This window comes from Bacillus sp. FSL W7-1582 (assembly GCF_038593325.1).
Classification (GTDB): Bacteria; Bacillota; Bacilli; order Bacillales; family Bacillaceae; genus Bacillus; species Bacillus altitudinis.
The window spans coordinates 2,938,451-2,956,824 of record NZ_CP151987.1; the positions used below are offsets into that span (position 1 = coordinate 2,938,451).

The window sequence follows — 18,374 nt, forward strand, 5'->3', positions numbered from 1 at the left end:
ATCTTATGATTTGCCGTTATCTTCGGCAGATGCGCCTTTTTCAAGCGCCTTCCAGGATAATGTTGCACATTTGATGCGCGCTGGGAATTTTGCCACTCCCTGCAGCGCCTCAATGTCACCAAGATCAATGGAATCGTCGTATTCTTTTCCTAGCATCATATCGGAGAAAATCTGAGACATTTTCAAAGCTGTTTCAATATCTTTCCCTTTAATCGCCTGCGTCATCATAGAGGCAGATGCCATCGAAATCGAGCATCCTTCTCCTTCAAATTTCGCATCGATGACTTTTTCGTCTTCGATTTTCATCGTGAGACGAATGCGGTCACCACACGTAGGGTTGTTCATATCGACGACAATGCTGTCGTTTAACACACCTTTGTTTCTCGGATTTTTATAATGATCCATAATCACTTGTCTGTACAGTGTGTCTAAGTTTACATTAAAAGACATTCGTAAAATACTCCTTTGTCTTACGGAGCGCTGCCATGAGCTCGTCAATCTCCTCTTCTGTATTGTACAGATAGAAGCTTGCTCTTGCAGTCGCTGATACACCAAGCCATTTCATGAGCGGCTGTGCACAGTGATGTCCAGCACGAATGGCGACACCTTCCGTATCTAGAACAGTTGAGGCATCATGAGGATGGACGTCGTCTAAGTTAAACGTCACAAGTCCAGCTCGGTGCTGCGGTCCGTAAACCGTGGCACCTTCAAGCTCCTTAAAGCGCTCAAGTGCATAAGTCGCAAGCTGATGCTCGTAACGACTGACTTCCTCCATTCCGATGTCATTTAAGAAATCAATCGCTTTTCCGAGCCCAATTGCTCCTGCAATAATCGGTGTTCCCGCTTCAAATTTCCACGGCAGCTCTTTCCATGTAGAATCATATAGATCCACAAAGTCGATCATTTCACCGCCAAACTCAGCAGGCTCCATATTATTCAAAAGGTCCTTCTTCCCGTAAAGAACACCAATGCCAGTCGGTCCACACATTTTATGCCCAGAGAAGGCGAAAAAGTCGCAATCCAAGTCCTGAACATCAATTTGCATGTGAGGGGTGCTCTGGGCACCATCGACGACGATAATTGCACCGTGATCGTGAGCAATTTTTGCGATGTCTTTAATTGGGTTGATGGTTCCTAATACGTTTGAGACATGTGTGACAGCAACGATTTTCGTTTGATGTGTGATGGTTTGCTTCACATCTTCAAGCGACAGCGTGCCGTCTTCCTGTAACGGAATATATTTCAATGTGGCGCCAGTTGCTTTTGCTGCCTGCTGCCAAGGGATGATATTCGCATGATGTTCCATATGCGTAATGACGATCTCATCGCCTTCTTTAAGGTTTGCTCTTGCATAGCTGATTGCCACTGTGTTTAGTGCGGTTGTTGTACCTCTAGTAAAAATAATCTCCTGGACAGAAGAAGCACCAATGAATGCTCGAACTTTCTCTCTTGCACCCTCGTATGCGTCCGTTGCTTTTGTGCCAAGGGTATGAACACCCCGGTGGACGTTCGAGTTGTAAGACCGGTAATACTCATTCATTGCATCAATGACAACTCGTGGTTTTTGAGATGTCGCTGCACTGTCCAAATACACCAAATCATGTCCGTTCACTTGCTGATGAAGGATTGGAAACTGCTCACGAACGTCTTTGATATTCATTATTTTACTTTCCTTTCAATCACAGAAACGAGCTGCTTTTTAACTCCTTCAATCGGCAGTTCTTTGACGACTGGATTTAAGAAGCCATAAATGACAAGTCTTTCTGCATCTTCTTTGGAAATCCCACGGCTCATGAGGTAATAGAGTTGAATTGGATCAACACGCCCAACAGACGCAGCGTGTCCTGCTGTTACATCATCTTCATCGATTAAAAGAATTGGGTTAGCGTCACCGCGTGCTTTCTCACTCAGCATGAGAACACGAGATTCTTGCTCTGCATTTGACTTCGTTGCGCCATGCTCGATTTTACCAATTCCGTTAAAGATAGAGGATGCTTGATCCTTCATGACACCATGCTTCAAGATATACCCTTCAGAGTTTTTACCGAAGTGGATGATGCTTGTTGTGAAGTTTTCCGTTTGATTCCCGCGGCCAACAACAACTGATTTCGTATCTCCGAATGTACCGTCGCCCATAAGCTTTGTGATGTTTTCAGACACAACGTCTCCATCATTCATCAGACCAAGCGCCCATTCGATTTTACTGTCACGACCATTTGCCATACCACGTCTATTCACATAGACTGTCACACCTTCTGCAAGGTTATCCACTGCACCGTAAGTGACGCGGGCATTTGCACCTGTGAAGACTTCAGACACGATATTGAAGATCGCTTCTTCTGGTGTTGCCGTACTGATGTAGTTTTCGACATATGTCACAGCACTATGATCGTCTGCTACAACGATGACATGGTTGAACAACGTTGTTTCGTCATTTTCATGAAGATAAACGGCTTGAATTGGTGCTTCAAGCTCTACGTTTTTCGGTACATAGAGGAAAGCTCCGCCATTCACTAAAGCAGCATGTAGAGCTGTTAGTTTGTGCTCATCCACTTTCACTGCATCTGTCATGAAATATTTCTTTACTAAGTCTCCATGTTCGCGAATCGCTGTATGGATATCAGTGAAGATCACGCCTTTGTCTTTTGCTTCCGTAGAAAGAGACAAGTATGCTGGCGTTTGATCACGCTGTATATAGACTGTCTTATCTGTGTCCTCTAAATCAATAAGAGACTTCACTTCTTCAGGAAGCTCTTCTAAAGATCCAAATGGCGCACTTTCGACTGTATGCTGTTTGAAATTGGTTAAATTCCATTTAGAAATATTCGTTTTGTCAGGCTTTGGCATTGGAAGGTCTTCTGCTTTTTCAAGAGCCTGTAAGCGAAGGGAACTCATCCATGCCGGTTCCTGATGCTTCTCGGAGAAGCTTTTGACATAATCTTGATCTACTGATAATTTCGTTTCTAATGTCATCAATAATCCTCCTAACGCTTACGCTTCTTGACCAACAGTTTCGTCTTCAATTCCTAACTCTTTTTTAATCCAGTCATAACCTTCTGCTTCTAGACGCTGCGCAAGTTCTGGTCCGCCAGATTTCACAATACGTCCTTGCATCATGACATGAACGTGATCTGGTGTGATGTAGTTCAATAAACGCTGATAGTGAGTGATCATTAAGCAGCCGAAGCTTTCGCCTCGCATTTTATTAATCCCTTTAGAAACAACTTTCAGTGCATCGATATCAAGACCAGAGTCGATTTCGTCAAGGATGGCGATTTTTGGTTCAATCATCATTAATTGAAGAATTTCGTTACGTTTTTTCTCCCCGCCTGAGAAACCTTCGTTTAGGTAGCGCTGTGCCATATCTGGGTCCATTTCAAGGAATTCCATGTTTTCGTCCATTTTGCGGATGAATTTCATGAGAGAGATTTCATCGCCTTCTTCTCTGCGTGCGTTAATAGCCGAACGAAGGAAGTCTGCATTTGTTACACCACTAATTTCAGATGGATATTGCATTGCAAGGAAAAGACCCGCTTGCGCGCGCTCATCTACTTCCATTTCAAGAACATCTTCGCCATCAAGCAAGATGCTGCCTTTTGTCACTTCATACTTAGGGTGGCCCATGATAGCAGCAGATAAAGTAGATTTACCTGTACCGTTTGGTCCCATTACTGCGTGGAATTCTCCACCTTTTATTTCTAGGTTTACACCTTTTAAGATTTCTTTCCCTTCAATCTCAACGTGCAAGTCCTTAATTGTTAATGTCGAAGCAGTCATATATCGATACCTCCAAAATAATCATTATTCTCAATTTATTCTCATTCTAATTTTATAACAAATTAAAAGTGAATACAACACATTCACGACAAGCGTGAGAGGATGCTCTCAAAATTCTAACAAAAAATACAGGTAGATAAAAGGATTTATGTCGAAAAGACTGTTTTCATAAAGAAAGGACGGGAAACTATTCTCCCCGCCCCTTAGCTATCAATAGCCTCGTATATTCATTTTTGCGAGCTGTCTTTTCTCATCTCGATAGGACTGCTCTCGTTTAAGTTCTACTTTCATTCGTAAGTCATGGTCTCTTTCGTACTCTGCATAACTCATGCCATGAGATTGATGCATGGCCTTTTCCATCTCGGCGGTATAATCCAATCCCAGTGTACTCTGGTCCGAACAAATAATAAACCATTCCCTTCTTTGAGTGTAGCTCCATTGTATCAAAGGCATGCTGCTTCACTCAAAAAGGATATGACGCAGTATACTGGCATATTTTCTCACACACTTGGCTGAGAAGAACTCAACTCCCTGATATGGAAAAATACCACCTTATCCTTCCCTTAATGCGTCTGTCCTCCAAATTCATCAATACATTGCTGAACAACTGTGATGCCTTGACTTAGCGCAGCACCGCCGCCAAACGCTGCAGCCACACTGACGACCTCCAGCAAATTCTCTTCTGTTGCGCCTTGGTCGAGCGCTCCCTTTGTATGATAAATCATGCAATATTCATCCTGTGCATGAATGCTGATGCCAAGGGCAATCATTTGTTTTTCTTTTTGCGTTAATGAATCGCTCTGGAAGCACTGCTCCGTAAATTCATTGAATTTCTTGCCAAACACCGGCATTTTCTTCTGAAATTCACCCATTGCCGTTTTATAATCCGTCAGTGATTGCTGCATCGATCCGCTCATATGTTGTTCATTCATCTTCATTCCATCCCTTCAAGTCATTTGTTCGTTTTTATTATGAGCGAGATTTGAAAAAATACACAAAAAAACCCCGCTTTGATGAAAGCGAGGTTGCAGATTATTGACAAAGGGCTAAAATAAAGATCATTTTAGCCCTTTGTCTTCTTTTTGTTATTCAGATACAGGCAATACTGCACCATCATACTTTTTGTCGATGAATTCTTTGATTTTATCAGAGTGAAGAACTTCCATTAATACCTTGATCTTCTCTGATTTTTCGTCACCTTTGCGAACAGCGACGATGTTTGCATACGGGTTATTTTTCGTTTGCTCAAGTTCGATTGAATCTTTTTTCGGATTCAATTTATTTTGGATCGCATAGTTAACGTTGATAAATACAGCGTCGCCTTCACTGTTTTCATAAGCTTTTGCTGTTAGTTCAGGAGCGATTTTTTTGAATTTTAGGTTCTTCGGGTTTTCTTTGATGTTTTTGACTGTTGCGTTGATTGTATCTACTTTTGGATCAAGCTTGATCACACCAGCATTTTGTAATAGGGCAAGCATACGTCCTTGCTCAGCTACGTTGTTTGTCATGATGATCGTGCCGCCGTTTGGAATATCTTTTACTGATTTGTATTTCTTAGAGTAGATACCGAAAGGCTCAAGGTGAACGGCACCAGCACTCACTAAGTTGTAATCTTTGTTTGATTTATTTTCTTCGTTCAAGTAAGGGATATGTTGGAAAAAGTTCGCATCCACTTCTTTTTCAGCTAATGCTTTGTTGTACATTTTATAATCGCTCAGTACTTTCACTTTTAGATCGTAGCCTTTTTCTTTTAGAAGTGGTTTTGCTTCTTCAAGAATCTCGGCATGTGGTGTTTTTGAAGCGGCAACCGTGATGGTTTTGTTATCGCTTGCGTTATTTGATGAACCGCAAGCAGCTAAAATGCCTGCAAATGCTAGAAATAGTGCACTTAAAATCAATTTCTTCATGAATAATTCCTCCCTTAACGTTTATCAATTTTATTTGTAATCAAATCACCGATTATTTGAATGATAAAGACGATGATCAGAATAAACACAGTGGCTACAAGTGTGACATCTGTATTACCAGATTGGTATCCTTCTACATAAGCAAGGTCACCAAGTCCGCCTGCTCCAATTGCTCCTGCAATCGCAGTAGAGCCAATCAGAGCAATCGCTGTTACAGTAATTCCTGAAATAAGGGCTGGCAGTGATTCTGGAAGCAATACTTTGAAAATTATGGTCGACGTTTTTGCTCCCATAGATCGTGCTGCTTCAATGACTCCTTTGTCTACTTCACGCAGTGCAATTTCGACAAGACGTGCGTAGAAAGGGGCTGAGCCAATGACAAGGGCTGGTAATGCTGCATTTGGACCTAATATCGTGCCCATAATTAGTTTAGTAAATCCTAATAATAGAATGATTAATATGATAAAGGGAATCGATCTGAAAATGTTGACTACTGCGCCGATGACAGCATTAATTGGTTTGTTTTCCCACAAACCGCCTTTACTTGTCAAAAAGAGCAACAGCCCAAGGATGATGCCGATAGCAAAAGCAAACGCTAATGCAATGAGTGTCATATAGACCGTTTCACCCGTCGCGTTCCAAATAACCTCTAGATCAACGTTCGGAAACCATTTCTCAAACATGTGTCATCACCTCGATTTCAACCTGTTTACTTTGGATATAGGCGATGGCTTTTTCAACTTCGTTCTCGTCTCCATTAATATGGATAAAGAGTGTTCCAAACGCGCCTTCCTGCGTTTGAGAAATCTTTCCTTGCAGGATGTTCACATCGACCTTGAAGGATCGAATAATTTCCGTGATCAGCGGCTGTTCGGCAGAATCTCCAATAAAGGACAACCTGACGACCTGACCTTCTTTTACTCTCTCTAGGACGTGCTCGATCGTTTCTTTTGCTTCTTCTGGTTCAGCAAGCTGTTTCACGAATCGCTTCGTCATTTCTTCTTTCGGCTGTCTGAAGACACGTAATACTTCGCCTTCTTCGACAATACGGCCATTCTCCATCACTGCCACACGGTGACAAATTTTGCGAATGACGTGCATTTCATGTGTGATCAATACAATGGTGAGTCCTAGTCGTTTATTAATATCGGCTAAAAGCTCAAGGATGGAATCCGTTGTTTGTGGATCAAGCGCAGAAGTGGCTTCGTCACATAGCAGAACTTTTGGGTCATTCGCTAATGCTCTCGCAATCCCTACACGCTGCTTTTGCCCGCCGCTGAGCTGAGAAGGATATGCATTTTCTTTTCCTTCTAAACCGACCAATTTAATCAGTTCGTTTGCACGAGCTCTCCGTTTTGACGTTGGTACACCTGCGATCTCGAGCGGGAACATAATATTTTGTCTCACTGTTCTTGACCAGAGCAAGTTAAAGTGTTGGAAAATCATGCTGATTTCTTGTCTTGCTTTCCGAAGTTTCGCATTCGATACTTCATTGATCCGGTTGCCTGCCACTTCAACGATTCCTTCTGTTGGCAACTCCAGACCGTTTAATAGGCGAATCAAGGAGCTTTTCCCAGCGCCGCTATACCCGATAATTCCGAATATTTCACCTTTATCGATATCCAAGTTGACGTCTTTCACGGCATCAACATTTCCGCTTTTTGAAAGATACGTTTTTGATACATTCTGTAAATGGATCACAGTCTGTTCACCTGCTTTCTTGCTGAATCTATAGGTTGCCATCACATACGTTCAATTATTCTTCCGACTGTTATGACGCTAGCCTGACGCAAGGTCAGTAAAAAAGACCTAACTGCAACGCAAGCAGAAAGGCCTTTTATATCAAATACGCCTTTCTCTCATCTTTCAAAGCGTTGCGGCTTTGAGTGAATTGGCACCAATTTCAGCTATGCTGACGGTTGCCGGGTTTCATAGGGCACGTCCCTCCACCTCTCTTAATAAGAGAAAATATGTTGTTTTATGTGATGTTCATGTTTTTACTAACGTAGAATATCATGCTATCTGAGATATGTCAACGCTGTAAATCGCTAATTTCCAAGTAAACGACTACGTTATCATTTTTCGAAAAAAACCGTTCGTCAGCCAAAGTACCGCTTCTAGTCTTAGAAGAGCTCGAAATGAGCCTTTCACTTTCACTTGTCCTCTGCTGATCAGCTGCTGTAAGGACATGTCTCCATCTAATAATTGCAAAATCTCTTTTCGCTCACCATAAAAGATGAGATCCGATAACTCAATTGCAGGTAGTTTCTTCACTTCACCACGTTCATCCACAATCAATGTACAAGAGTCCGTTTCCGCCTCAAATGTAATCTTCAAGGATGATGATGAGAGCAACGGCTTTAACAATAATCGCTGCCCTGCACTTCCATGGGCTTTCACATTTTCCACATGTATAACCTCCCTGTCATTTGGTTATACATAACATTTCTCTACAAACATCGGCTTGTCCTTTATAAATAGCTCGACAAATTTTCAAATGAATTGCTTGAAATATGACAAAAAACCGCTTTATTTAGCGGTTTCAATCATTTCGTGAAGATATGGAACGGAGTGAAAAGCATAGCCTTTTTGCACCAATTCTCCTTTTTTAAACAGTAGAAAGCAAGGAACACTCTCGATCTCAAATGCTTTTGCAAAACCTGGTGAATAGTTTAAATTGTTTTCGTAAAATGGTACATCCGGCTGCATGGCGTCTACGACTGCCAGCATTTTCTTTGCCAGCTGGCATGTTCCGCAAAACGGTGTATATAAGTATAAAAGAAATAAATCGTCCTCTATCTCCTTGAATTCATGCTCTTCAATCTCTTTCATATACGTCACCCTTATAAATATTTCGAATGAACATCAATGTTTGCAGCTAATAGAATAGATGCAATGTGGGCTGACGGTGAAGCGGCCACTTCGCGGTACGTTCTGTCGACAAAAAGATGCAGTGCTTCAGGGAATTCTTTTCGGAATTGCTTCCGCAGTTTGTCGCCAGCATCGTCACTGTCTGCTAATATGTAAACGTCTTTCCCGAATAAATCGTCCACAAGCTGATCCAGCTTCGATGTACTGATCGTGCCATTGGTGCAAATGATGGTAACAGGTTCACTTATGACTTCTTTTAGCTTCTGTTTATCTGATTTACCTTCTACAATGATGACCTTTTCTATCTCGACATTCATCACGATCACCCGGCCCTTTTGACGTTGATTCACTTCTTCCTTAGATTACAATCTTTCATTCGGGTTGTAAAGATTGGGCAATTGATCAACAAAAAGACTGCAGCACTCACTGCAGCCTTATCTGTGATCAGCACCAGCCATTTTCATCGTCACAGTCTACATATTTTTCAGTCCCATGGGTCAACGTATCTGACAGACGATAAAAACGGTTTTGATCATAGGAATAACCTGATTTTAATTCATATTGATTTTCACTAATCATCGTGCCAATCTCTTCGTTTTGATGGTAAAGCACCATGCCGCTCTCTTTGAATCGTCCAGTGACATGCTCTGTTATATCCACCTGTTCTTTTTGAAAAGACAAATTGGACACCCCCCATATAGGTAGAGTGTCCAATTTCACATGAATTAGTCTTCTTTTGTCATTTCTTCATATTGCTCAGCTGTCATTAAGTTCTCGATTTCAGATGCGTCCGCTGGCTCTACTACGATCATCCAAGCTTTTTCGTATGGAGAGTCGTTGACGAACTCTGGGCTGTCATCAAGCTCATCGTTTACTTCAACGATTGTGCCGTTAATCGGTGCGTATAGTTCAGAAACTGTTTTGACTGATTCTACACTTCCGAAAGGCTCGTCCGCTGTAATTTTGTCTCCTACTTCAGGAAGCTCAACGAACACGATATCGCCTAGCTCAGATTGAGCAAAATGCGTAATACCGATACGCACCTTATCTCCTTCTACTTTGACCCATTCGTGTTCTTCTGAATAACGTAAATCTTTTGGTGTGCTCATTTCATACCCCTCCAGTCTTTTCTTACAATCTATATTGAAGATACCACAATCTGAATGAAAGTTACATCATTTCCAGACGCTTTTAAATGTATCTTCATTAAATCCAACTGTCACTCGTTTGCCGTCTGTTGTAATTGGACGCTTGATTAGCATTCCGTTAGACGCAAGTAATTCAAGCTGCTCGTCCTCTGACATTGCAGGAAGTTTATCTTTCAGCTGCAGCTCTCTGTATTTCTGACCGCTCGTATTAAAAAATTTCTTCAGCTCTAAACCGCTTTTTTCGTAAAGGGCTTTTAATGTTTCTTTATCAGGCGTCTCTTCGACGATATGTATGCTGTTGATGTCTTTATTGTGTTCTTCCAGCCATTTCTTTGCTTTTCGGCATGTACCGCAAGATGGGTATTCGTAAAAATCTAAAGCCACCATTTTCACCTCCTGCAAATAGTGACAACATTTTATCACAAAACATATGAAAAACCTAAATGTATGCTTACAAAAAGGTGCGACATGATATCCGCACCTTTTCAGCCGTCTTATACGATATATTTCTCTGCTTCAAAGATTCGTTTCGCCACTTCGCGCTTTTTGGCGATGACATTCATTGGCGTGAATCTTGTCAGCTTGCGAAGGGCTGACAGACTCATACGGAGTGAATCTCCTTCTTCCATGGCAATCAATGATTCTTTCGCATGAGCTTCAATCTTTAAAAAGGCTTCCTGCGTGAAAATTTGTGTATACGCAAGCTTTTGTGCATTTTTTTCTGCGCCTGATGCTGCGATTGCTTTTTCCGTACGCAAGACCGCCGACTCAGCAGCAAAGAGTTCATTGACGATATCTGCTATATTCACAAGGATTTCTTGCTCTTTGTCTAATGCTTTCCCATATTTCATGGCGGCCATACCTGCCACCATCAAGGCGATCTTTTTCGCATGGGCAAGTAAGTATTTCTCTTGATCAAGCGGCTGATCACCCGGCTCTTCCGGCATCATCATCATTAGCTCTTCCTGTAGGGTTTGCGCTTTTTGAAGAAGCGGAAGCTCTCCTTTCATCGCTTTCTTCAAGAAGGTGCCTGGCACAAGCAATCGGTTAATTTCGTTCGTTCCTTCAAAAATACGGTTAATTCGTGAGTCGCGATAGGCTCTTTCGACTTCGTATTCTTGCATGAAACCATATCCGCCGTGAATCTGCACACCTTCATCCACAATATAATCGAGCGTTTCAGAGCCAAGCACTTTACAAAGAGAGCATTCAATCGCATATTCTGCAATGGATTGCGCAATTTGTTTCCCATCCTTTTGCTCCTCGTCACTTAACAGACCCATTCTTTGTTCAAATAACCCGACTGTGCGGTATACAGCACTTTCCATGGCATAAAGCTTTGCCGACATGTTGGCTGCTTTTTCGCCAATTAAGCTAAATTGAGAAATTGGTGTTTTAAACTGCTTGCGCTGATTGGCATACTCTGCCGATAATTGAATGACTCGTTTTGATGCTCCGATTGTCCCTACAGCCAGCTTATAGCGTCCAATGTTCAAAATGTTAAAGGCAATGACATGACCTCTGCCTGCTTCACCAAGCAAATTCTCCTTTGGCACTTCGGCATCTTCAAGGATTAACGTTCTCGTCGATGACCCTTTAATGCCCATCTTTTTCTCTTCAGGTCCTGTTTTGACTCCAGGAAAATCCTTTTCTACGATGAAAGCAGAGAAGTGTTCACCATCAATCTTCGCATACACGACAAACACATCGGCAAATGCGGAGTTTGTGATCCATTGTTTTTCCCCATTGAGGACATAATGTGTTCCAGCTTCATTCAGGACTGCCGTTGTTTTCGCACCTAGCGCATCAGAACCTGACCCTGGCTCTGTTAGGGCATAGGCCGCAATTGTTTCTCCAGAGGCGAGTCCTGGCAGGTACTTTTCCTTTTGCGCTTGATTGCCGAACAGCACGATCGGCAAAGAACCGATCCCAACATGGGCGCCGTAAGAAAGAGAGAAGCTGCCTGCTCTTGCAAATTTTTCAGTAATGATGGCTGAGCTGATTTTATCTAGCCCAAGCCCGCCAAATTCCTCAGGAACATCAGCACCAAGCAGGCCAAGCTCTCCAGCCTTTTTCAAGAGACGAACAGAATGCTCGAATTCATGATTTTCAATTTGATCGATGTGCGGAACGACATCTTGTAAAATGTAATCTTCTGTTGTTTTCCCGATCATTTGATGTTCATCAGAGAAATCCTCTGGTGTAAAGATATGCTCATAATTCGTCTCATCAATTAAGAAACTGCCACCCTTTTTTACTTCTTCCATTGCTTTCATCCTGTTTTCCCCCTTTAGATCAATTCAAAAATGCCTGCTGCTCCCATGCCCCCGCCGATACACATCGTCACAATACCAAATTGTTCATTTCGCCGTTTCATTTCATGAATGAGGGACAGCGTGAGTTTCGTTCCTGTACAGCCTAGCGGATGTCCTAATGCAATGGCGCCGCCGTTGACATTTACCTTCTCTTCATCGATCCCTAAATGACGAATGACTTGAATCGCCTGAGAAGCAAATGCTTCATTTAATTCAAACAGCCCGATGTCCTTCAGCTCTAGACCAGCGATTTTCAGCGCACGCGGAATGGCTTCAACCGGCCCAATTCCCATGACTTCAGGTGGTACACCACCAACAGCAAACGCTCTGAACTTGGCGAGCGGCTGAAGAGAAAGAGAAGATGCTTTTTCGCGATCCATCATCATGACACATGCCGCTCCATCACTCGTCTGCGAAGAGTTTCCTGCAGTCACTGTGCCTTTTGTTGAGAAGGCAGGTCGTAACGTTGAGAGAACCTCCTCTGTTGTGCCCGCTCTGACACCTTCATCTTGTGAGAACGTAAATTGGCGTTCTTCTAGTTGATTCTGCTCTCCTACCCGTCTTTCTGTCACATCAACGGGAACAATTTCATCTGAAAATTTCCCTTCTTGAAGTGCCTTTGCTGCCTTTTGATGGCTCCTCACCGCAAAAGCATCTTGATCTTGCCTTGTGACCTGATACTTTTGCGCCACTTGCTCCGCTGTGTGGCCCATGCTCATATAGTATTCAGGCGCTTGCTCTGTCAAAAGAGCGTTTGGACGAATGGAGTGACCCATCATTGGGACTTGCGACATCGATTCGACGCCTCCGGCCAAAATGGTTTCTGCCTGCCCAAGCATAATTCGTTCACCTGCATAAGCAATTGACTGCAGACCAGAAGAGCAATAGCGGTTAATGGTAATAGCAGGTACTGTATATGGCAAACCTGCTAATGCCCCAATATTCCGGGCCACATTCAGCCCTTGCTCTGCTTCTGGTGTCGCACATCCGATGATTAAATCATCGATTGTTCCATCATAATCACCGGCACGCTTTAGCGTTTCTTTTACACACAATGCGCCCATATCATCAGGTCTGACATGTTTTAATGATCCCTTTTTGGCTTTCCCTACTGGTGTTCTTGCGCCAGCTACAATCACTGCTTCTCTCATTTTGACTCCCCCCTAGTTACGTAAAGGTTTTCCTTTAACGAGCATGTGCTGCATGCGTGCCTGAGATTTGACTTCCCCTACAAGACTTAAAAAGGCTTCTCTTTCAAGCTCTAATAAGTATTGTTCATCCACCTCTGTACCAAATGGCAATTTGCCGCCAGAAATGACATGTGCTAGTTTTTTCGCAATGGTCATGTCATGGTCTGAAATGTATCCAGACAATCTCATGTTTTCAGCAGCCAGCACCATTGCTGCGTAGCCTGTTTCCCCCATCACGGGCACCTTTCGCTTCAGAGGTGCACGATAACCCGCTTCATCAAGAGAAAGAACGAGTTGTTTCGCATCATGGATTAAATGATCACCATTCATGCTGATCCGGTCATTCACTCGGAGCATCTTCATATCACGCGCTTCCTCTGCTGATGTAGATACCTTTGCCATCGCAATGGCTTCAAAGGTTTGTAGCGCAGCATCTTGGATCGCAGTTGCTGATGGCTTTTCCGCTCCTTGCAGATGGCGAATATAGAGTTCTTTGTTTCCGCCTCCGCCCGGAATGAGTCCGACCCCCGCTTCGACAAGCCCCATATACGTTTCACTGGACGCTTGGATAGCGGCTGCTGGTAGACAAAGCTCCGTCCCTCCGCCAAGTGTCATACCAAATGGTGCAGCCACAACTGGACGGTCACTATACTTCACCTTCATCATCGCCTGCTGGAACCTACGAATGACAAAATCAATTTCAAAGAAGTTGTCGTCCTGTGCTTCCATTAAAATTAAGGCGAGATTCGCACCAACACAGAAGTTCTTTCCTTGGTTACCGATGACCAGCCCTTTATAATTCTTTTCTGTTTCATCTACAGCACGGTTGATCATATCAATGACATCAAGCCCAATGGCATTGCTTTTCGAATGAAATTCAAGCAAGGCAACATCATCCCCGATATCGATCAAGCTTGCACCCGTATTTTTAAAAATGACATCGTGTTTCTTTTTCAATCTAGCTAACGAAATATTCTTGTCGTTTCCCTTTTCCTGTTCATAAGCACCAGTCTGATAAAATGCACGGTCTCCTTTGGCATTTTCTTGATAGAACGTGTCATGTCCTTCTGAAAGCATATCTTGCACCCATGTCGGGGTGCTGTGCCCTTCCGCTTCCATTCGACTGACGGCTTTTTTCACACCAATCGCATCCCACAGCTCGAACGGGCCATGCTGCCAGCCAAATCCCCATTTCATGGCGTTATCGATGGACTGAATATCATCCGCAATGTCGCCTTTTAGATGAGCTGAATAAAGAAGAACAGGTGCGGTCATATTCCAAAGCAATTGCCCAGCACGGCCGTCTTGATAAATAAGCGCTTTCAATTTCGCTTTTGTCCCCTTTTGCTGCTTGGTAATGTCAATGCCTGGATCCTTCAGCTTTGTCCGTTCTCCGTATGTGAGTGTGACAGGATCAAGCTCTAAAATGGTCTTTCCGTTTTTTTGATAAAATCCTTGCCCTGCTTTGCTGCCGATCCACCCTTTTTCGAGCATTCTTTCCATAAACTCAGGCAGCTGAAAAATATCTTTTTCCTTTCCTTCTACCTGTTCATACACATTGCGGGCTACATGAGAAAATGTGTCGAGTCCCACCACATCAAGTGTGCGGAAGGTCGCACTTTTCGGTCTGCCAATGAGTGGACCTGTAACAGAATCGACCTCTCCGATCGTGTATTTGTTCTCAAGCATTTCACGCACTGTGACAAGAAGCCCATAAGTGCCAATTCGGTTGGCAATAAAGTTCGGTGTATCTTTTGCTTCGACCACACCCTTGCCAAGTACATCTTCACCAAATGTTTTCATATATGAGAGTACTTCTGGATCTGTTTCTTGAATAGGAATTACTTCTAACAGCTTTAAATAACGAGCTGGGTTAAAAAAGTGAGTGCCTAAAAAGTGGCGTTTAAAATCAGCTGATCGGCCTTCTGCCATTTTTTCAACAGAAATACCGGATGTATTGCTGGATACGATGCTGCCTTCTTTGCGGTGTTCGTCGATGAGAGAGAATACGTGTTGTTTAATGCTGAGCTTTTCAGTGACGACTTCAATGATCCAGTCAGCATCGTGTAATAAGGAAAGGTGATCTGTGAGATTTCCGGGTGTGATGTATGATAGGTTTTTGGCTGAAGTAAGAGGTGCTGGCTTTTGCTTTAACAATTTTTTCATTGCGTCTTGGCTTAATCTATTCCGAACACTAGGGTGATCAAGCGTTAGCTTTTTTGCCGTTTCTTCCTTTGTCAGTTCATGTGGCACAATATCTAGCAATGTTACTGGTATCCCGATATTGGCTAGATGTGCAGCAATGCCTGAGCCCATGACACCTGAACCAATGACAGCCGCCTTGCGAATATGTTTGCCCATAAATATCCCCCTAAACATTTTGAATGAACAGTCATTCATTTTTTGTCCAAAAAAAAGCAATGCCTCTTTCTTTATCTTAAAAGATTTTCCGAAACAGTTCAATAGCAGATTTCAAAAATTTACACATTCTCATGCGTCTTTCTTTACAGCGTATGAATTAAAGACGAGGGGGAATTGTAAGAATGGAGGTGATGTCCACATGTCTCGTTTGCAAAAGAACCCATCAAAAGCAGGCGTAAGTGCTGCAAGTGTGAAAGGAAACGCAGGTCCATCACAAGAAGCAGACCTAGGTGGTAAAAAGACCAGTCAAAATCAGCAATATAAAAAGAAATCGTAAGGAGGAACACATCTTGAACAACCAGCAAATGAATATGCCCCCACAGGTGATTTCAGTAAAAGATTCCTTGTACCTAGAGGATATGCTGAACTGGAATTTGATCGCCATGAAAAAGGCTCATTTTATGGCCGAGCATTGTCAGGATCAAACATTGAAACAAGAACTCAATCAAGTTGGCCAAATGCATCATCAGCATTACACACAAATTCTTCAGCATTTAGGCAGCTCAGGGCAAGGCCAGTCTTCTGGCTTTATGCAATAGGAGGTAACAGACATGGAACAGCAAAACCAACAAAAAATCGGGAATCCACAAACGCCGGTTCCAACAACGACAAACATGAACGATCGCGACTTTGTCACAGACCTTTTGTCGACTGAAAAATATATGACAAGCGGATATAACACAGCGCTCAATGAATTCAGCCATGAATCTCTTTACCAAGATATTCAGCGAATTGCGCTAGAAACACAAAAAACGCAAAGACATTTATATGATGTCATGTTCAAATATGGCTGGTACTCTGTCGAAGCCGCTGACCAGCAGAAGCTCCAGCAGGCACATCAAAAGTTCCAGCAAACACTGACAGATCAATCACCGTACGGATCATCACCCATGTCATAAAGAAAAACTGCCAGTTTGAGCTGGCAGTTTTTTAACGGTCTTTATTCGCACGATGAGCTTCATTTAATTGCTTGATCCGCTGAATCATTTCTTTGATGTCTTCTTTTGCCTCTGGATACATGTCATTAAAATGCTTGGCTAAAGGCGGCATGCTTTTGGCAATATGAGAATAGATGATCCACTGCGTGACCTCTCTTTTCAGTTCCTCATTCGTTTCACCAAGCAGCAGCTCTGTATATTTATCAAGTAGGCCTTCGAGCTTTTCATCTAATTCATTTCCCATTGGTATTCCGCTCCTTTTTTCAGAAAAAAGCCTGACTCTGCATGTAACAGATGTCAGGCTTTTCACATACGATTATCTTGCAGCAAGAAATGTCTCAGCTTGTGCCTGTTGGACAATACAGCGTCCTCTGCCGTGCGGAATACATAACGGCGTTCCGAATAAAGGATCTGTTGTGACTTGGCAGTTCATATCAAAAACATTTTTCACAAGATCACAGTTAATGACAGTTTCCGGTCTTCCTTCTGCATAAATCGCCTTGTCTTTAATGGCCACAAGGTGATGCGCATATCTGCAAGCGAGATTGAGGTCATGCAGAACCATGACAATCGTGCGCTGCTCTTTTTCATTTAAATCAAAAAGAAGATCCAGGATTTCAATTTGGTGCGTCATGTCTAAATACGTTGTTGGCTCATCTAATAGAATAATATCCGTCTCCTGAGCCAGTGTCATCGCAATCCATGCACGCTGCCTTTGTCCACCTGATAATGAATCAACCGTTCGATCAGCAAGGTCTTCCATCTTCGTTGACTTTAGTGCGCGATTAACCGCTTCTTCATCTTGCTTTGACCATTGCTTCAGCCAATTTTGATAAGGATATCGCCCTTGCTTGACGAGCTGATGCACCGTTAATCCTTCTGGCGCTTCTGGTCCTTGCGGAAGAATGGCGAGCTGTTTCGCCACTTCCTTTGTTGGTAATTTTGCAATGGAATGACCTTCAAGAAGGACAGAACCACCCATTGGCTTCATGAGACGGGCCAAAGAGCGAAGTAGCGTGGATTTACCGCATCCATTGCTGCCAATAAATACTGTGATTTCACCCTTAGGGATTGACACATTTAGTTCGTCTATGATCATTGTTTCTCCGTAACCTAAGCTTAAACCTTCAGTAGAAATGGCACTCATTCCGCTCAAACGCTCCTTTTCTCATCCAAATTTTTTATATTGAATATCGTCTATGTAGACGTCAAAGATCACTTATCTCAATTTAGTGTATCAGATTTAAGTGATCTTGAAAATCATTTTCAATTAAAAAATGAGAAAGTCTCGTTTACTTTTTCTTTTCGAATGCACGTTTTGTCCCATCTTCGAGCTTGATATCGACTCGTATCCGCTGATAATCATCATCTAAATTAAAAGCAGATAATAACTCATTGACATATGTTTCATTCAGCTTTGCACTAGGAATCGACATATCATTGAGCTTCATTTTCATTTCACGTAAAGCTTCTTCCCCTTCATAGCGGACACCATTCATATGATCTCGAATCAGTGCTTCTTCTCTTCCACCAGCTTGACGATAGGTAGCTTCATATAATTCGCTTTTTTGTCCATATTGTACGTGCAATTGCAAATGCTGAAATGGCAATTCCTTCATTTGAACAGCTGACAGACTTTCAGCTTCTGCTTCATGTGGATGTTGTATTGGTTCGATTGAACGACAGCCAGACAGCATAAAGAACAGCACTCCTAGCAGTCCCGCCTTCTTCCAGCACATCATGTGTTTCCTCCTATTTCATAGCATCGTTTTTTATTCTTCTCCAAGCCCCTTTTGGTTATTCAATA

General features: G+C 42.7%; 24 protein-coding genes and 1 riboswitch. Of the genes, 3 read left to right on the forward strand and 21 right to left on the reverse strand.

The window, feature by feature from the left end:
- Nucleotides 1–3: 3 nt before the first annotated feature.
- From sufU to NSQ11_RS15335, 18 genes are all read right to left on the reverse strand, one after another.
- On the reverse strand, nucleotides 4–450 hold the full coding sequence (sufU, locus tag NSQ11_RS15250) for a Fe-S cluster assembly sulfur transfer protein SufU (protein WP_008347017.1): 447 nt from the start codon (nucleotides 448–450) through the stop codon (nucleotides 4–6).
- Nucleotides 440–1,660: a cysteine desulfurase gene (locus tag NSQ11_RS15255; RefSeq protein WP_008347019.1), complete on the reverse strand. Its 1,221-nt coding sequence runs from the start codon at nucleotides 1,658–1,660 to the stop codon at nucleotides 440–442. The genes sufU and NSQ11_RS15255 overlap by 11 nt, the downstream gene beginning before the upstream one ends.
- Entirely contained in the window at nucleotides 1,660–2,973 is a 1,314-nt protein-coding gene (sufD, locus tag NSQ11_RS15260) for a Fe-S cluster assembly protein SufD (RefSeq protein WP_008347022.1), read from the reverse strand. The genes NSQ11_RS15255 and sufD overlap by 1 nt, the downstream gene beginning before the upstream one ends.
- Before the next feature lie 18 nt (nucleotides 2,974–2,991).
- Nucleotides 2,992–3,777 (reverse strand): Fe-S cluster assembly ATPase SufC, encoded by a 786-nt coding sequence (gene sufC / locus NSQ11_RS15265; RefSeq protein WP_007500355.1) that lies wholly within the window; start codon nucleotides 3,775–3,777, stop codon nucleotides 2,992–2,994.
- Between the two features lie 210 nt (nucleotides 3,778–3,987).
- The gene (locus tag NSQ11_RS15270) at nucleotides 3,988–4,125 is read right to left on the reverse strand and encodes a hypothetical protein (RefSeq protein WP_008356693.1); all 138 of its coding nucleotides are present in this window, start codon (nucleotides 4,123–4,125) and stop codon (nucleotides 3,988–3,990) included.
- A gap of 215 nt (nucleotides 4,126–4,340) precedes the next feature.
- Nucleotides 4,341–4,709 carry a carboxymuconolactone decarboxylase family protein gene (locus NSQ11_RS15275; RefSeq protein WP_003212803.1) on the reverse strand — a complete coding sequence of 123 codons (369 nt, stop codon included), beginning with the start codon at nucleotides 4,707–4,709 and terminating at the stop codon, nucleotides 4,341–4,343.
- 153 nt (nucleotides 4,710–4,862) lie between these two features.
- Nucleotides 4,863–5,684, reverse strand: a complete 822-nt coding sequence (gene metQ / locus NSQ11_RS15280; protein ID WP_007500351.1) for a methionine ABC transporter substrate-binding lipoprotein MetQ — start codon at nucleotides 5,682–5,684, stop codon at nucleotides 4,863–4,865.
- Between the two features lie 14 nt (nucleotides 5,685–5,698).
- Nucleotides 5,699–6,367 carry a methionine ABC transporter permease gene (locus NSQ11_RS15285; protein ID WP_025207943.1) on the reverse strand — a complete coding sequence of 223 codons (669 nt, stop codon included), beginning with the start codon at nucleotides 6,365–6,367 and terminating at the stop codon, nucleotides 5,699–5,701.
- Nucleotides 6,360–7,385 (reverse strand): methionine ABC transporter ATP-binding protein, encoded by a 1,026-nt coding sequence (locus NSQ11_RS15290; RefSeq protein ID WP_017359288.1) that lies wholly within the window; start codon nucleotides 7,383–7,385, stop codon nucleotides 6,360–6,362. The genes NSQ11_RS15285 and NSQ11_RS15290 overlap by 8 nt, the downstream gene beginning before the upstream one ends.
- A gap of 155 nt (nucleotides 7,386–7,540) precedes the next feature.
- Nucleotides 7,541–7,649, reverse strand: a riboswitch (SAM riboswitch).
- A 102-nt stretch (nucleotides 7,650–7,751) separates the two neighbouring features.
- Nucleotides 7,752–8,093, reverse strand: coding sequence for an SCP2 sterol-binding domain-containing protein (locus NSQ11_RS15295; RefSeq protein WP_008347033.1), 342 nt, complete (start codon nucleotides 8,091–8,093; stop codon nucleotides 7,752–7,754).
- A 120-nt stretch (nucleotides 8,094–8,213) separates the two neighbouring features.
- Nucleotides 8,214–8,516, reverse strand: coding sequence for a thioredoxin family protein (locus NSQ11_RS15300; RefSeq protein ID WP_024426005.1), 303 nt, complete (start codon nucleotides 8,514–8,516; stop codon nucleotides 8,214–8,216).
- Nucleotides 8,517–8,527: 11 nt separating this feature from the next.
- Entirely contained in the window at nucleotides 8,528–8,872 is a 345-nt protein-coding gene (locus tag NSQ11_RS15305; RefSeq protein WP_008347035.1) for a toprim domain-containing protein, read from the reverse strand.
- 127 nt (nucleotides 8,873–8,999) lie between these two features.
- Nucleotides 9,000–9,236: a YusG family protein gene (locus tag NSQ11_RS15310; RefSeq protein ID WP_008347037.1), complete on the reverse strand. Its 237-nt coding sequence runs from the start codon at nucleotides 9,234–9,236 to the stop codon at nucleotides 9,000–9,002.
- 44 nt (nucleotides 9,237–9,280) lie between these two features.
- Nucleotides 9,281–9,664 carry a glycine cleavage system protein GcvH gene (gene gcvH, locus NSQ11_RS15315; protein WP_008347039.1) on the reverse strand — a complete coding sequence of 128 codons (384 nt, stop codon included), beginning with the start codon at nucleotides 9,662–9,664 and terminating at the stop codon, nucleotides 9,281–9,283.
- A 66-nt stretch (nucleotides 9,665–9,730) separates the two neighbouring features.
- A complete protein-coding gene (locus NSQ11_RS15320; protein WP_008356673.1) occupies nucleotides 9,731–10,087 on the reverse strand; it encodes an arsenate reductase family protein in 357 nt (118 codons plus the stop codon).
- 110 nt (nucleotides 10,088–10,197) lie between these two features.
- Nucleotides 10,198–11,979 carry an acyl-CoA dehydrogenase family protein gene (locus NSQ11_RS15325; protein WP_024719779.1) on the reverse strand — a complete coding sequence of 594 codons (1,782 nt, stop codon included), beginning with the start codon at nucleotides 11,977–11,979 and terminating at the stop codon, nucleotides 10,198–10,200.
- 14 nt (nucleotides 11,980–11,993) lie between these two features.
- Nucleotides 11,994–13,169 (reverse strand): acetyl-CoA C-acetyltransferase, encoded by a 1,176-nt coding sequence (locus tag NSQ11_RS15330; protein WP_019743167.1) that lies wholly within the window; start codon nucleotides 13,167–13,169, stop codon nucleotides 11,994–11,996.
- A 12-nt stretch (nucleotides 13,170–13,181) separates the two neighbouring features.
- On the reverse strand, nucleotides 13,182–15,569 hold the full coding sequence (locus NSQ11_RS15335; RefSeq protein ID WP_335358089.1) for a 3-hydroxyacyl-CoA dehydrogenase NAD-binding domain-containing protein: 2,388 nt from the start codon (nucleotides 15,567–15,569) through the stop codon (nucleotides 13,182–13,184).
- A 199-nt stretch (nucleotides 15,570–15,768) separates the two neighbouring features.
- Here NSQ11_RS15335 and NSQ11_RS15340 point away from each other — a divergent pair, with 199 nt between their 5' ends.
- The 3 genes from NSQ11_RS15340 to NSQ11_RS15350 are packed head-to-tail and all read left to right on the forward strand — an operon-like array spanning nucleotide 15,769 to nucleotide 16,528.
- Complete coding sequence (locus tag NSQ11_RS15340; protein ID WP_008347049.1) at nucleotides 15,769–15,906, forward strand: YuzL family protein; 138 nt, start codon at nucleotides 15,769–15,771, stop codon at nucleotides 15,904–15,906.
- A gap of 10 nt (nucleotides 15,907–15,916) precedes the next feature.
- Nucleotides 15,917–16,168: a hypothetical protein gene (locus tag NSQ11_RS15345; RefSeq protein ID WP_060698253.1), complete on the forward strand. Its 252-nt coding sequence runs from the start codon at nucleotides 15,917–15,919 to the stop codon at nucleotides 16,166–16,168.
- Between the two features lie 12 nt (nucleotides 16,169–16,180).
- Nucleotides 16,181–16,528, forward strand: a complete 348-nt coding sequence (locus tag NSQ11_RS15350) for a spore coat protein (RefSeq protein WP_007500333.1) — start codon at nucleotides 16,181–16,183, stop codon at nucleotides 16,526–16,528.
- A 31-nt stretch (nucleotides 16,529–16,559) separates the two neighbouring features.
- Here NSQ11_RS15350 and NSQ11_RS15355 read toward each other — a convergent pair whose 3' ends face one another.
- The 3 genes from NSQ11_RS15355 to NSQ11_RS15365 all read right to left on the reverse strand — a co-directional run bounded on the left by NSQ11_RS15355 (nucleotide 16,560) and on the right by NSQ11_RS15365 (nucleotide 18,306).
- Complete coding sequence (locus tag NSQ11_RS15355; protein WP_035389350.1) at nucleotides 16,560–16,811, reverse strand: YusU family protein; 252 nt, start codon at nucleotides 16,809–16,811, stop codon at nucleotides 16,560–16,562.
- Between the two features lie 72 nt (nucleotides 16,812–16,883).
- Nucleotides 16,884–17,714 (reverse strand): ABC transporter ATP-binding protein, encoded by an 831-nt coding sequence (locus tag NSQ11_RS15360; protein WP_035389352.1) that lies wholly within the window; start codon nucleotides 17,712–17,714, stop codon nucleotides 16,884–16,886.
- A gap of 145 nt (nucleotides 17,715–17,859) precedes the next feature.
- Complete coding sequence (locus NSQ11_RS15365) at nucleotides 17,860–18,306, reverse strand: YusW family protein (protein WP_171465740.1); 447 nt, start codon at nucleotides 18,304–18,306, stop codon at nucleotides 17,860–17,862.
- Between the last annotated feature and the right edge of the window lie 68 nt (nucleotides 18,307–18,374).

What these genes read in the sequence shown, in the direction of transcription:
- sufU (WP_008347017.1), bottom strand. Translation starts at nt 450, where the DNA reads ATGTCTTTTAATGTAAACTTAGACACACTGTACAGACAAGTGATTATG.
- NSQ11_RS15255 (WP_008347019.1), bottom strand. Translation starts at nt 1,660, where the DNA reads ATGAATATCAAAGACGTTCGTGAGCAGTTTCCAATCCTTCATCAGCAA.
- sufD (WP_008347022.1), bottom strand. Translation starts at nt 2,973, where the DNA reads ATGACATTAGAAACGAAATTATCAGTAGATCAAGATTATGTCAAAAGC.
- sufC (WP_007500355.1), bottom strand. Translation starts at nt 3,777, where the DNA reads ATGACTGCTTCGACATTAACAATTAAGGACTTGCACGTTGAGATTGAA.
- NSQ11_RS15270 (WP_008356693.1), bottom strand. Translation starts at nt 4,125, where the DNA reads ATGCATCAATCTCATGGCATGAGTTATGCAGAGTACGAAAGAGACCAT.
- NSQ11_RS15275 (WP_003212803.1), bottom strand. Translation starts at nt 4,709, where the DNA reads ATGAATGAACAACATATGAGCGGATCGATGCAGCAATCACTGACGGAT.
- metQ (WP_007500351.1), bottom strand. Translation starts at nt 5,684, where the DNA reads ATGAAGAAATTGATTTTAAGTGCACTATTTCTAGCATTTGCAGGCATT.
- NSQ11_RS15285 (WP_025207943.1), bottom strand. Translation starts at nt 6,367, where the DNA reads ATGTTTGAGAAATGGTTTCCGAACGTTGATCTAGAGGTTATTTGGAAC.
- NSQ11_RS15300 (WP_024426005.1), bottom strand. Translation starts at nt 8,516, where the DNA reads ATGAAAGAGATTGAAGAGCATGAATTCAAGGAGATAGAGGACGATTTA.
- NSQ11_RS15305 (WP_008347035.1), bottom strand. Translation starts at nt 8,872, where the DNA reads ATGAATGTCGAGATAGAAAAGGTCATCATTGTAGAAGGTAAATCAGAT.
- gcvH (WP_008347039.1), bottom strand. Translation starts at nt 9,664, where the DNA reads ATGAGCACACCAAAAGATTTACGTTATTCAGAAGAACACGAATGGGTC.
- NSQ11_RS15325 (WP_024719779.1), bottom strand. Translation starts at nt 11,979, where the DNA reads ATGAAAGCAATGGAAGAAGTAAAAAAGGGTGGCAGTTTCTTAATTGAT.
- NSQ11_RS15330 (WP_019743167.1), bottom strand. Translation starts at nt 13,169, where the DNA reads ATGAGAGAAGCAGTGATTGTAGCTGGCGCAAGAACACCAGTAGGGAAA.
- NSQ11_RS15335 (WP_335358089.1), bottom strand. Translation starts at nt 15,569, where the DNA reads ATGGGCAAACATATTCGCAAGGCGGCTGTCATTGGTTCAGGTGTCATG.
- NSQ11_RS15340 (WP_008347049.1), top strand. Translation starts at nt 15,769, where the DNA reads ATGTCTCGTTTGCAAAAGAACCCATCAAAAGCAGGCGTAAGTGCTGCA.
- NSQ11_RS15350 (WP_007500333.1), top strand. Translation starts at nt 16,181, where the DNA reads ATGGAACAGCAAAACCAACAAAAAATCGGGAATCCACAAACGCCGGTT.
- NSQ11_RS15355 (WP_035389350.1), bottom strand. Translation starts at nt 16,811, where the DNA reads ATGGGAAATGAATTAGATGAAAAGCTCGAAGGCCTACTTGATAAATAT.
- NSQ11_RS15360 (WP_035389352.1), bottom strand. Translation starts at nt 17,714, where the DNA reads ATGAGTGCCATTTCTACTGAAGGTTTAAGCTTAGGTTACGGAGAAACA.
- NSQ11_RS15365 (WP_171465740.1), bottom strand. Translation starts at nt 18,306, where the DNA reads ATGTGCTGGAAGAAGGCGGGACTGCTAGGAGTGCTGTTCTTTATGCTG.